The organism is Paenibacillus tundrae (assembly GCF_036884255.1).
Lineage (GTDB): Bacteria > Bacillota > Bacilli > Paenibacillales > Paenibacillaceae > Paenibacillus.
Genome location: NZ_CP145605.1, coordinates 5,719,224 through 5,733,348, shown reverse-complemented (window position 1 = coordinate 5,733,348; position 14,125 = coordinate 5,719,224). Strand labels below are relative to the sequence as shown.

At 48.0% G+C, this 14,125-nt stretch carries 5 protein-coding genes, 1 tRNA gene and 3 rRNA genes; 8 read left to right on the top strand and 1 reads right to left on the bottom strand.

Annotated features, from left to right (window positions below; all coding sequences use genetic code 11):
* Positions 1-36: 36 nt before the first annotated feature.
* The 4 genes from V6W81_RS25860 (at position 37) to ligA (ending at position 6,740) form a co-directional block, all read left to right on the top strand.
* The gene (locus tag V6W81_RS25860; protein WP_338540771.1) at positions 37-912 is read left to right on the top strand and encodes a phosphatidylinositol-specific phospholipase C/glycerophosphodiester phosphodiesterase family protein; all 876 of its coding nucleotides are present in this window, start codon (positions 37-39) and stop codon (positions 910-912) included.
* Between the two features lie 183 nt (positions 913-1,095).
* The gene (locus V6W81_RS25855) at positions 1,096-1,782 is read left to right on the top strand and encodes a heptaprenylglyceryl phosphate synthase (protein WP_430701386.1); all 687 of its coding nucleotides are present in this window, start codon (positions 1,096-1,098) and stop codon (positions 1,780-1,782) included.
* 444 nt (positions 1,783-2,226) lie between these two features.
* Entirely contained in the window at positions 2,227-4,587 is a 2,361-nt protein-coding gene (gene pcrA, locus V6W81_RS25850) for a DNA helicase PcrA (protein WP_145051293.1), read from the top strand.
* A gap of 140 nt (positions 4,588-4,727) precedes the next feature.
* Complete coding sequence (gene ligA, locus V6W81_RS25845; RefSeq protein ID WP_338540769.1) at positions 4,728-6,740, top strand: NAD-dependent DNA ligase LigA; 2,013 nt, start codon at positions 4,728-4,730, stop codon at positions 6,738-6,740.
* A gap of 229 nt (positions 6,741-6,969) precedes the next feature.
* On the opposite strand, the gene V6W81_RS25840 is transcribed toward ligA, so the two are convergent.
* The gene (locus V6W81_RS25840) at positions 6,970-8,331 is read right to left on the bottom strand and encodes a molybdopterin-dependent oxidoreductase (RefSeq protein ID WP_338540768.1); all 1,362 of its coding nucleotides are present in this window, start codon (positions 8,329-8,331) and stop codon (positions 6,970-6,972) included.
* A 700-nt stretch (positions 8,332-9,031) separates the two neighbouring features.
* Between V6W81_RS25840 and V6W81_RS25835 the strand changes: the two genes are divergently transcribed.
* From V6W81_RS25835 to rrf, 4 genes are all read left to right on the top strand, one after another.
* Positions 9,032-10,584 (top strand): 16S ribosomal RNA (locus tag V6W81_RS25835).
* Positions 10,585-10,681: 97 nt separating this feature from the next.
* Positions 10,682-10,757 (top strand) — tRNA-Ala (locus V6W81_RS25830).
* Between the two features lie 212 nt (positions 10,758-10,969).
* Positions 10,970-13,895 (top strand): 23S ribosomal RNA (locus tag V6W81_RS25825).
* Positions 13,896-13,974: 79 nt separating this feature from the next.
* A 5S ribosomal RNA gene (gene rrf, locus V6W81_RS25820) occupies positions 13,975-14,091 on the top strand.
* The 16S, 23S and 5S rRNA genes sit together here with 1 tRNA gene alongside, the layout of an rRNA operon.
* The last annotated feature ends 34 nt before the right edge of the window (positions 14,092-14,125 follow it).

Below are 14,125 nucleotides of genomic sequence, written 5' to 3'. Positions count from 1 at the left end.
TCTATACTATCACTCACTTAAGGAAGTGAATGCCCTATGAAACGCATCGCTGCAGTTCTTACATTACTTCTTGTTACCGTAGGTATGCTCTTTTTTGCCTATGATCGTCAGAGCGAGGAGCAACGGGAAGGCTTTACCGCATATCGTTTAATTGCTCATGCCATGGGAAGTATCCGGGATCAACCGTACACCAATGCTTACGAGGCGATGATCGCCAATTACGAGAAAGGCACACGTGTGTTTGAGATTGATTTTATGCTGACATCTGATCGCAAAACAGTAGCTAGACATGAATGGACAGCGAGTATGAGCAAAATGCTTGGACAGGATGAAGAGCTTCCGGAAGAGAAGCAGGCAGAGCGATTAACATATGATGAATTTATGAATACGCCAATTCTGGGCATGTATCAACCGATGGATGCAAAAGGTATCGTGGACGTACTCGCTCATTATCCAGACATGTACATTGTGACAGACACCAAGGAGCAGAAGGACGAAGATATTAAGCAGGTTCTACAATCCTTAGTTGACGCGGGTAAGAAATATGATTCGGAAGTGCTTGAGCGCATCGTAGTCCAGATCTATAACGAACCGATGTTGCAAACGGTCAAAGAGGTTTATGCATTTCCTTCCATTATTTATACGTTATATGCTACCCAGGATACAGAGGCTCAGGTTGTTGATTTTGTGCAAAAGAATGATATTGATGCAGTAACGATGCCTGAATATAAGGTGAATCAAAACTTTGTCGCCAAGCTGAACAAGGCTGGAGCGGTTACCTATGTACACACCATCAATGATACAGATCAAGTCGCGAGCTATGAGAAATGGGGCGTGTACGGCGTCTACTCCGATATCTTGACCGAACAAGAAATGGAGCAGATGAACACGAGGTTTGCCTGGAGACCCTAATTGATGGTTGATCGATTTTCTTATTAAAAATTACAGGTTGCTCCTGAATATGCGGGGAGAGTCTGTAATTTTTTGTTCCCCTTTTTATGCGAACATTGACACTCACTCCCTGCTGACTTAGACTGAGTTTATAAGCTTCAATAGGATAGAGAAGAACCTCTGGAGGAATGTTCGTTGATAGACATGATTAAGCAGTGGAGACATGTTTTTAAGCTCGATCAGGATCGAGAAATATCAGATGACGCATTGGACAAGGTATGTATGTCTGGAACGGATGCAATCATCGTGGGAGGGTCTTCAGGGATTACGTATGACAACACCGTAGACCTCATGTCTCGTATTCGTCGTTATGAGCTGCCGTGTGTGCTTGAAGTATCCGATCTGGAGGCAGTCGTCCCTGGATTTGACGGATATCTCATTCCCATTGTACTTAATGCGACGGATAGTAAATGGATGATTGGACAGCACCAGCAGGCGATAGAGCGTTATGGATATCTTATTCCTTGGGATCTGCTCATTGCTGAGGGATACATTGTGCTTCATGCGAACTCCACGGTGGCACGAATGACCGGAGCGGATACTGAGTTAACGACAGAGGCTGCCGTTGCCTATGCCCAGGCTGCAGAGCGATTGCTTCACCTGCCTATCATTTACATGGAGTACAGCGGTACGTTTGGCAACATGGAACTTGTCGGTGACATACACAGGCAACTGGATCAGGCGCATCTTATCTATGGCGGCGGAATTGATAGTTGCGAGAGAGCGGAACAAGCAGCTCAAGTTGCCGATACGGTCGTGGTAGGAAACATCATTTATAGTGATCTACAGAAGGCGCTGGAAACTGTACAGGCTGTGAAACAATCGGTTTAAGCGGTTTAGTTTACCAATCCCCCACATCCCCCTTTGAATCTGTTAAAATAGAACTTTGCCCTTTATAACTTAGTAATATTCTAATTAGGGGTTTCAAACCTCTTTCAGCAATTGTATTCACGATTTATGTTTCAGACAGAAATGTAGATTGAGGAACGATCTGAGAAAACGAAGTTTCCCTTTTTAAAACTGGAAAGTTGCTATAGTTTTCTGGTTGTTTTTACCTAACACCAATATATAAGGATACGATGTTTACACCCGAACGGAGAGTGCAGAAGCGATCTGGAGAAACGAAGTGTTCGTATTTATCTCCGGATTTTCCCTTTCAAGAAGGGAATCAAAAAATCTGGGGATAACGACGATCGAAAGATGCTACTGCACTTGGAGTGACAAGTGTAACCTCTAGTTCCGTATATGATCAACTAATGGAAGGAGCATGCATGCATGCAACCTATTAATATACATGATGCCGTTGCACGGCTGAACACCCCACAGCGACAAGCCGTCGAGGCGACGGATGGCCCGTTGCTGATTATGGCAGGAGCGGGAAGTGGTAAGACCCGAGTGCTTACGCACCGGATTGCTTACCTTATCGCAACACGAAAAGCACCCCCTTGGGGCATTTTGGCAATTACCTTTACGAACAAAGCAGCCCGGGAGATGCAGGATCGTGTATCCCAACTCGTAGGTGGCTCTCAAGGCCGCGATATCTGGGTATCCACATTCCACTCCATGTGTGTGCGCATTTTGCGCCGTGACATTGAACGAATCGGTTTTACGCCTAACTTCAGTATTTTGGACTCATCCGATCAATTATCTGTTATTCGTAGCTGCATGAAGGATCAGAATATCGATACGAAGAAGTTCGAACCCAAAGCGGTTCAGGCGATGATGAGCACAGCGAAGAATGAACTGATCAGTCCTGAGCAATATGAGAAGCAGGCAGGCGACTATTTCGAGGGGATTGTGGCGAAGGTATATACGATGTACCAAAAGCGGTTAAGAGCCAACAACTCGCTCGACTTTGACGATCTCATTATGGCGACCATTCAACTCTTTAAGGAAGTGCCGGAAGTTCTCGACTTTTATCAGAAGAAATTCCAGTACATTCACGTGGACGAGTATCAGGATACGAACCGTGCACAATACATGCTTTGCCGCATGCTTGCTGACAGTCATCACCGCATCTGTGTTGTAGGAGATAGTGACCAGTCGATCTATCGCTGGCGTGGAGCGGATATTAGCAATATCCTAAACTTCGAGAAAGATTACCCTGAAGCAAATACGATTTTGTTGGAGCAGAACTATCGCTCAACCTCTAACATTCTGAATGCAGCGAATGAAGTGATCGGCCTCAACACAGGACGCAAACCGAAGAAGCTGTGGACGGACAAAGAGGGTGGTTCCAAGATTAAGGTTTACCGTGCTGATTCAGAGCATGATGAAGGTTACTTCGTTACCTCCGAGATTAGTAAAAATGTGAAGAACGGCAAATCTTATCAGAACCATGCCATTCTGTATCGTACGAATGCCCAGTCCCGGGTAATAGAGGAAATTCTGATCAAGTCAGATATTCCGTATCAGATCGTCGGCGGCATCAAGTTCTATGATCGCAAAGAGATCAAGGACATCTTGGCATACCTTCGTTTGTTATCTAACCCGGACGATGATATCAGCCTCACTCGGATCATTAATGTGCCGAAGCGTAGCATTGGGGATACAACGGTTGCGAAGCTTGCGGCTGCTGCCGGTGAGCGTGGAGTTTCTATTTTCCGTGTGCTTCAGGTCGTGGATGATCTTGGTTTTGCAGGTCGGACACGCAATGCGCTAGTCGAGTTCTATGATATGATTGCTGCATTGCACCAGATGGTAGAGTATCTGTCGGTAACTGAACTGACGGAGAAAATCCTGGAGATGAGTCAGTACCGTATTGAGATGCAAAATGAGAATACACTCGAATCACGTGCAAGACTGGAGAATATTGACGAGTTCCTGTCCGTAACGATGGAGTTTGAGAAAAATAATGAAGACAAAACGCTCGTATCATTCCTTACCGATCTCGCCTTGATTGCGGACATCGACAGTATGAACGATGACGAAGAGGAACAGAGCGATGCGGTGACCCTGATGACGATGCACAGTGCCAAAGGTCTAGAGTTCCCGGTGGTCTTTATCGTGGGTATGGAAGAAGGTGTCTTCCCGCATAGCCGAGCTTTCATGGATAATGAAGAGTTGGAGGAAGAACGCCGCCTTGCTTATGTAGGGATTACACGTGCGGAAGAGCAGTTGTTCCTGTCATGTGCTCAGATGCGGACATTGTTTGGGCGTACAACGGCGAATCCGCCGTCTCGTTTCTTAGACGAAATTCCGGATGAGCTAAAAGAAGATACCTCTATCGCGCGTGACCGTTATCGTCGTGGCACGAACAACGGGGGATCTTATGGTGGGCGTGGACTAGGCTCCAGCGGCGGAAGTAACTTTGGTGGTGGCAGTGCGGCTAAGCTGTTTGAACATCAAAGCCGAAGCGGTTCTTCCGCTAGTGCATCCACACCAACTTCCCGTGTAACTACAAGTACCTCTCGTCCAACATATGCTACGCCATCATCTGCCTCCAAGTCTGCGGCTTCGAATAGTGAATCAGGTTTCAAAGCAGGAGATAAAGTGCAGCACGGCAAGTGGGGAACAGGTACAATTGTTGCGGTAAAAGGTAGCGGTAATGATACCGAGTTGCAGATTGCATTCCCGGCACCCGTTGGGGTGAAACGTCTGCTTGCAGGTTTTGCACCAATCACCAAAGTAGAATAAGTCTATAAGCGGTTAGTGAGTTACAAAATGGATTCAAGAACGAACGCGGAGCCATGCTCTGATGTTCGTTCTACATATATATCTGACATAAATCACATAAAGTAAGAGTTAAGATTAATTTAACGGAGGGATGGCCCTGTATGGACCCAATGAACCGGATGGAGCAACTCGTAACTGAGCTGAACCAACATAACTATCAATACTATACGATGGATCAGCCGCAGATCAGCGATAAGGAATATGATCTTTTGTATGACGAACTGGTCTCACTGGAGCAAGAGAGTGGTATAGTATTGCCGGACTCTCCGACACAACGGGTCGGTGGAGAATTGCTCAAAGGTTTCACACCGCATCGACATCTATCCCCACTGTGGAGCTTGGACAAAGCTCAAAACATCGAACAGCTTCGAAATTGGCATACACGTGTATTGAAGTTAGTGAACGATTATAATACCAAAAATCCAGATAAACCTTTGCCAGAGCCAGGCTATGTCATCGAGCTGAAATTTGATGGTCTAACCTTGAATTTGACTTATACCAACGGAGAATTGGTACAAGCTTCAACACGGGGTAACGGCTCCGTTGGTGAAGGGATTTTGGCTCAGGTTCGAACGATAAAATCCGTGCCGCTTAAAATTCCTTACACCGAAGGTACCCTTGAAGTTCAAGGAGAAGGAATCATGAATCTCTCGGTCTTGAATCGATACAATGAGACTGCAGCAGAGCCGCTCAAAAATGCGCGCAACGCCGCAGCGGGAGCACTCCGTAACCTGAATCCTAAGACAACAGCAGAGCGTCGTCTGAATGCTTACTTTTATAATATTGGATACTCAGATAACGTTCAGTTCACCACCCATCAGGAGATGATGGATTTCCTCAGAGAAAATCGGTTCAAAGTGAATCCATCCATTACTTATTTCCAGGAGTTCGATGATGTGATGGAGCAATTGGCTGCCATTCAGGAGAATCGTGGAGAGTTGGATTATCTGATTGATGGAGCGGTTATCAAACTTACGGATATGCGTACCCGTGAGGTGCTGGGGTATACAGATAAATTCCCGCGCTGGGCAGTCGCTTATAAGTTCGAGGCAGAAGAGACAACGACTGTTCTAAAGGCCGTAGATTGGAATGTTGGACGCACCGGGAAAGTCACGCCACTGGCGCGTGTGGAGCCTGTTGAACTTGCAGGAGTTACTGTACAGAACTGTACGTTGAACAATGTGGGTGACATTGAACGGAAAAATCTGAAGTTTGCATTGGGCGCAAGAGTCTTTATCCGCCGTTCTAATGATGTTATTCCTGAGATCCTCGGTAAGGTGACGGAGGAGAGCGACGGCGAAGAAATTGTGTATCCAGAACAATGCCCAGCATGTGGTTTTCCATTAGAGCAGCGCGGAGCACATTTGTTCTGTAATAACAAGACGGCGTGCAAGCCACAGACTGTAGCTCGTATTTCCCATTTTGCTTCACGCGACGCCATGGATATCGAGACGTTTAGTGAGAAGACAGCTATCCAGCTGTATGATGAACTGAATGTACGTGAGCCAGCGGATCTATATACGTTACAATTCGATGATCTAGTGAAGCTTGAGCGTTTCGGTGAGAAGAAGGCAAGTAACCTGCTGGTAGCACTGGAGCAGAGTAAAGATCGTGACCTTGCATCATTCTTGTACTCACTAGGTATCCCGAACACGGGCAAATCAACGACACGTATGCTGGCCGATCATTATCGTGATCTGCATGCGATCATGAATGCAACCGTAGAGGAGCTTATTGAGCTTCCTGATGTAGGCGGTATAGTAGCTGAGAGTATTGTCACTTTCTTCGCTGATCCGTTCACTCTGGCAGCTATTGAGAAAATGCTGGATTTAGGTGTGAAAGCGCAAGCGCCGGAAGCACCTGCAGTTGTTGTGGAGGATTCCTTCTTCAGTGGCAAAACGGTTGTCCTTACGGGGACTTTACATCAATTGACACGAGATGAAGCCACACAAAGGCTTGAGGCTCTGGGTGCAAAAGTGACAGGTAGTGTGTCGAAAAAGACAGACCTTGTCATTGCCGGAGAGAAGGCGGGCAGTAAGCTGGCTAAGGCGCATGATCTCGGTGTTCCTACAATAGAGGATGAGGATGAATTGGTTCGTCTGTTGAATCTTTAAATAAATGAGTTGAACAAGAGCCGCTGATTTTCAGCTTATGACGTTATAAGTAAATGCTGGAATAGCAATAGCCTAATGATAATGCACGAGTATAAAAAAAGACCGAATGGCACGCTAATGTGCTAATCGGTCTTTTTTTATTATAAGTAAAGTCCAAAGTGGATGAGCAACGGTACTTCTAAAACCAAAGATAACAGAACAACTTATGTTCCCTTTCTGTGACAGAATATTAAAGGCTAGAAGTTCGTGTCTTTGACCCCGGGAGCCATGCATCCTTATCATATCCGCGCTCTTCCCAGTATCCAATATGCTCACTGTCAATCAGTTCGATGCGATTGAGCCATTTCACTGATTTATATGCATACATTTGAGGAATAACCAAGCGAACTGGGCCGCCCAGATCTGCTGGAATAGGTTTGCCATCATGCATGACCGCAATTATAATATCATCCATTTGAGCTTGTTCTAACGTGATCGCATCCGTATACACTCCGTCTCCCGAATAAAACTTGACACTATGCGCTTCGGGTTTCACGCCGGCTTGAGCCAGTAACTGTTTGAGAGTGATTCCTTCCCAGGTGTTTTTGTATACAGACCAACCTGTAACACAGTGGAAGTCGCTGACCTGAACCGTACGCGTGAGCTTCACAAACTGTTCCCAGTTCCAGATCTGCCCTCGTTCAACTAATCCATCAATCCGGAATGACCAATTCTCATTGGAGAAAGAAGGAATCGGAGTTACCGTATACACTCTGAAATGTCCCTCTGCGCCTCCTCCGATTGGAGGGGAAGAAGCCGACAGGGGCTGAGGTAAAGGTACCATGCGATTGGGGTCATTCTCCAACATAGAATCGATACTGTTTTTCATATTTATATTACGCCCAATCCAGGACACAAATGTAGGTCCAAGCGTAACAGTGAGTCCAAGTCCAACAGCAGAGCGAATGAAAGCCCGCCGAGTATATACAGGTTGAGGTTTATCGGTATCATTTAATAGTTCGTCTCTAGACGTTATTCCAGAATCGGAGGAAGATGTTGATGCCACATAAGTGTCTTGATCTGAAGGGACAGATGAGCCTGAATTGATCCCATCCTGAACTGGTGAACTCGTTTTGGTACGTACCGCCCTACGTGCAGGATCCTTCAACCATTTAGTGCGGGTGATGGAATGGTAGATAATATAGGGTAGTCCGACCCAGGTTAATAGATCATGAGTGAGTAGTGCAGCATTGGACATCTTCGGACCGGCAAGCTTGAACTGCCATAACACAATGCCTGAGATCAGCCAGCCGACCAGTAGTACCAGAACTACAATTGTGTTTACCCGTTGCCATGGCCTATTTCGAAGCTGCTTCCAATGCTTACCTGCCAAGATCAAGTAATAAACGACAGGAGCTAGCATGGCCAGACCAACAACAATGTGAATCCATTTCAACCACACACGACCAATGCCCAGTAACTCTCGCCAAAAGCCTCCAACTAACATCAAGCCGGTAATGGCAAGGATGACTACAATCCAAGCATTCCAAGCGTGAATGGAGACCAGTTTTTTGCCATATCCCTTGCGTATACTTTTCAGCCATTGATTCAAATGCGATCACCTCACCTAATTCAATTTCGTAATCTGTTCATGTTCTTCTATAAATTAAGAAGCGACTATATAGTTACCGCAACCCTGTTAAGAGCAAATATCATATTCATTTTTATATACTTTATTATAGAAGCTTTGGATCACTTTCTTCAAACACTCTCAACGAAGAATATGGATCTTGAATTGTAGTAGCAGAAATATTAACTCGGAGCCATAGCACAAATAGGAGAGCTAATTGGAAAAAGAATAAATCAGGCGAGTGATAGTGATTACAGTATGGAGAATAACAAAGAATAATCATGGACTGATATGTCCCATGGATGCCAATATACGGGGATTTTCTACAATCCTCTGATAGATACGTAAGCCGATTGATCTATATGTATAGATTTTAAATGGTTAAATCAGTTGTTATATGAATAAGTCTAATTTAAATTCAAAAAATGCTTGCTAAATAAATGTGGGCATGATATATTATTTCTTGTCGCTTCGGACGTTGAAATGTTGAAAACATTCGAACGGTGACGAAAAAAAAGATTGACATTAACTCAATCGACATGATAAGATATAATTCCTGTCCGGCTGATGAGTATCACAGTATCGGGCAACAAGTTCCTTGAAAACTGAACAAATGGATAGTAACTTTTGTTTTAATATGAATCGTCAGATTCAAAATGAGCTAATCGCTCTTTTCAATACTTTATTGGAGAGTTTGATCCTGGCTCAGGACGAACGCTGGCGGCATGCCTAATACATGCAAGTCGAGCGGACTTGATGAGAAGCTTGCTTCTTTGATAGTTAGCGGCGGACGGGTGAGTAACACGTAGGCAACCTGCCCTCAAGCTTGGGACAACTACCGGAAACGGTAGCTAATACCGAATACTTGTTTTCTTCGCCTGAAGGAAACTGGAAAGATGGAGCAATCTGTCACTTGAGGATGGGCCTGCGGCGCATTAGCTAGTTGGTGAGGTAACGGCTCACCAAGGCGACGATGCGTAGCCGACCTGAGAGGGTGATCGGCCACACTGGGACTGAGACACGGCCCAGACTCCTACGGGAGGCAGCAGTAGGGAATCTTCCGCAATGGGCGAAAGCCTGACGGAGCAATGCCGCGTGAGTGATGAAGGTTTTCGGATCGTAAAGCTCTGTTGCCAGGGAAGAACGCTTAGGAGAGTAACTGCTCCTGAGGTGACGGTACCTGAGAAGAAAGCCCCGGCTAACTACGTGCCAGCAGCCGCGGTAATACGTAGGGGGCAAGCGTTGTCCGGAATTATTGGGCGTAAAGCGCGCGCAGGCGGTCATTTAAGTCTGGTGTTTAATCCCGGGGCTCAACCCCGGATCGCACTGGAAACTGGGTGACTTGAGTGCAGAAGAGGAGAGTGGAATTCCACGTGTAGCGGTGAAATGCGTAGATATGTGGAGGAACACCAGTGGCGAAGGCGACTCTCTGGGCTGTAACTGACGCTGAGGCGCGAAAGCGTGGGGAGCAAACAGGATTAGATACCCTGGTAGTCCACGCCGTAAACGATGAGTGCTAGGTGTTAGGGGTTTCGATACCCTTGGTGCCGAAGTTAACACATTAAGCACTCCGCCTGGGGAGTACGGTCGCAAGACTGAAACTCAAAGGAATTGACGGGGACCCGCACAAGCAGTGGAGTATGTGGTTTAATTCGAAGCAACGCGAAGAACCTTACCAGGTCTTGACATCCCTCTGACCGGTACAGAGATGTGCCTTTCCTTCGGGACAGAGGAGACAGGTGGTGCATGGTTGTCGTCAGCTCGTGTCGTGAGATGTTGGGTTAAGTCCCGCAACGAGCGCAACCCTTATATTTAGTTGCCAGCACTTCGGGTGGGCACTCTAGATAGACTGCCGGTGACAAACCGGAGGAAGGTGGGGATGACGTCAAATCATCATGCCCCTTATGACCTGGGCTACACACGTACTACAATGGCCGGTACAACGGGCTGCGAAACCGCGAGGTGGAGCCAATCCCAACAAAGCCGGTCTCAGTTCGGATTGCAGGCTGCAACTCGCCTGCATGAAGTCGGAATTGCTAGTAATCGCGGATCAGCATGCCGCGGTGAATACGTTCCCGGGTCTTGTACACACCGCCCGTCACACCACGAGAGTTTATAACACCCGAAGTCGGTGGGGTAACCGCAAGGAGCCAGCCGCCGAAGGTGGGATAGATGATTGGGGTGAAGTCGTAACAAGGTAGCCGTATCGGAAGGTGCGGCTGGATCACCTCCTTTCTATGGAGAATCGTTTCCCGAGTGGAAACATTCAAATATATAGGTTCTTAGAACCTACCAGTTACTTATCCATTTGTTCAGTTTTGATGGAATTTGAGGGGCCATAGCTCAGCTGGGAGAGCGCCTGCCTTGCACGCAGGAGGTCAGCGGTTCGATCCCGCTTGGCTCCACCAAAAAAATTGCATCTATTTAGCTTGTTCTTTGAAAACTAGATATCGAAACGAACGAAAATGCGAATTAGAACATTCCTTTTTAGCTGAACTTGTGTAAACAAGTTTCAATAAAAACGGTAGTTAAATTGCTTTTGCGAGGGTTTCGAATGGGAGCGACTTTTGGCTTTGCGCAAGCAAAACAAGGGAAGCGAGCAGTCGAACCGGAGCAATATGGTTAAGCTACTAAGAGCACACGGAGGATGCCTAGGCGCTAGGAGCCGATGAAGGACGTGGCGAACAACGAAACTGCCTCGGGGAGCTGTAAGCAAGCTTTGATCCGGGGGTGTCCGAATGGGGAAACCCAGCTGGGGTAATTTCCAGTTACTCATAACTGAATACATAGGTTATGTAGAGGCATACCAGGGGAACTGAAACATCTAAGTACCTTGAGGAAGAGAAAACAATAGTGATTCCGTCAGTAGCGGCGAGCGAACGCGGAGAAGCCCAAACCAGAGAGCTTGCTCTTTGGGGTTGTGGGACGTCTCACATGGAGTTACAAAGGAACCGGTTAAACGAAGAGGTCTGGAAAGGCCCGCCAAAGAAGGTAAAAGCCCTGTAATTGAAAGTCTGTTCCCTCCGAGACGGATCCCGAGTAGTGCGGGGCACGTGAAACCCCGTATGAATCCGGCAGGACCATCTGCCAAGGCTAAATACTTCCTAGCGACCGATAGTGAAGCAGTACCGTGAGGGAAAGGTGAAAAGCACCCCGGAAGGGGAGTGAAATAGAACCTGAAACCGTGTGCTTACAAAAAGTCAGAGCCCGTTTTAGGGGTGATGGCGTGCCTTTTGTAGAATGAACCGGCGAGTTACGTTCTCGTGCAAGGTTAAGGTGAAGAGCCGGAGCCGCAGCGAAAGCGAGTCTGAATAGGGCGACATAGTACGTGGACGTAGACCCGAAACCGGGTGATCTACCCCTGTCCAGGGTGAAGGTGCGGTAACACGCACTGGAGGCCCGAACCCACGCACGTTGAAAAGTGCGGGGATGAGGTGGGGGTAGCGGAGAAATTCCAATCGAACTCGGAGATAGCTGGTTCTCCCCGAAATAGCTTTAGGGCTAGCCTCGGAAAACAGAGTCGTGGAGGTAGAGCACTGATTGGGTGCGGGGCCCGCAAGGGTTACCAAGCTCAGTCAAACTCCGAATGCCATAGACTTACTTCCGGGAGTCAGACAGTGAGTGCTAAGATCCATTGTCAAAAGGGAAACAGCCCAGACCATCAGCTAAGGTCCCCAAGTGTGTGTTAAGTGGGAAAGGATGTGGAGTTGCACAGACAACCAGGATGTTGGCTTAGAAGCAGCCACCATTTAAAGAGTGCGTAATAGCTCACTGGTCGAGTGACTCTGCGCCGAAAATGTAACGGGGCTAAACACACCACCGAAGCTATGGCTTGATGCTTTGCATCAGGGGTAGGGGAGCGTTGTATAAGGGTTGAAGGTGTACCGTAAGGAGCGCTGGACATTATACAAGTGAGAATGCCGGTATGAGTAACGAAAAGATCAGTGAGAATCTGATCCGCCGAAAGCCTAAGGGTTCCTGAGGAAGGCTCGTCCACTCAGGGTAAGTCGGGACCTAAGGCGAGGCCGAAAGGCGTAGTCGAAGGACAACAGGTCGAAATTCCTGTACCACCGTAAGCCGTTATGAGCAATGGGAGGACGCAGTAGGGTAGTGACGCAGGCTGATGGATGCCTGTCCAAGCAGTGAGGCTGATGTGTAGGCAAATCCGCACATCGTAAGGCTGGGCTGTGATGGGGAGTGAAAATTACAGTAGCGAAGGTCATGATCTCACACTGCCAAGAAAAGTCTCTAGCCAGGTGATGGTGCCCGTACCGCAAACCGACACAGGTAGGCGAGAAGAGAATTCTAAGGCGCGCGGAAGAACTCTCGTTAAGGAACTCGGCAAAATGACCCCGTAACTTCGGGAGAAGGGGTGCCCCGGTAGTGTGAATAGCACGAGGGGGCCGCAGTGAAAAGGCCCAAGCGACTGTTTAGCAAAAACACAGGTCTGTGCGAAGCCGTAAGGCGAAGTATACGGGCTGACGCCTGCCCGGTGCTGGAAGGTTAAGGGGAGCGGTTAGGAGCAATCCGAAGCTGTGAACCGAAGCCCCAGTAAACGGCGGCCGTAACTATAACGGTCCTAAGGTAGCGAAATTCCTTGTCAGGTAAATTCTGACCCGCACGAATGGCGTAACGACTTGGGCGCTGTCTCAACGAGAGATCCGGTGAAATTTTAATACCTGTGAAGATGCAGGTTACCCGCGACAAGACGGAAAGACCCCATGGAGCTTTACTGCAGCTTGATATTGAATTTGGGTACGATCTGTACAGGATAGGTGGGAGCCTTTGAAGCCGGAGCGCCAGCTTCGGTGGAGGCACCGTTGGGATACCACCCTGATCGTATCTAGGTTCTAACCTGGTACCGTAATCCGGTGCGGGGACAGTGTCAGGTGGGCAGTTTGACTGGGGCGGTCGCCTCCTAAAGAGTAACGGAGGCGCCCAAAGGTTCCCTCAGAATGGTTGGAAATCATTCGAAGAGTGCAAAGGCATAAGGGAGCTTGACTGCGAGACCTACAAGTCGAGCAGGGACGAAAGTCGGGCTTAGTGATCCGGTGGTACCGCATGGAAGGGCCATCGCTCAACGGATAAAAGCTACCCTGGGGATAACAGGCTTATCTCCCCCAAGAGTCCACATCGACGGGGAGGTTTGGCACCTCGATGTCGGCTCATCGCATCCTGGGGCTGAAGTAGGTCCCAAGGGTTGGGCTGTTCGCCCATTAAAGCGGTACGCGAGCTGGGTTCAGAACGTCGTGAGACAGTTCGGTCCCTATCTGTCGTGGGCGTAGGAAATTTGAGAGGAGCTGTCCTTAGTACGAGAGGACCGGGATGGACGTACCGCTGGTGTACCAGTTGTTCCGCCAGGAGCACCGCTGGGTAGCTATGTACGGACGGGATAAGCGCTGAAAGCATCTAAGCGTGAAGCCCCCCTCAAGATGAGATTTCCCAGTATGTAAGACCCCTTGAAGACGACGAGGTAGATAGGCTGGGGGTGGAAGTGCAGTAATGCATGGAGCTGACCAGTACTAATCGGTCGAGGGCTTATCCAATTAGCACGTTTTAATCGCAGACTTTCGTTTCGAATCTAGTTTTCAGAGAACAACACTCTGAAATGTAAGCTATTATGCGTTTGGTGGCGATGGCGGAGGGGTTCCACACGTACCCATCCCGAACACGACCGTTAAGCCCTCTAGCGCCGATGGTACTTGGACCGCAGGGTCCTGGGAGAGTAGGACGCCGCCAAGCGAAGAACCACTGCCGATGTTATTCGGTGGTGGTT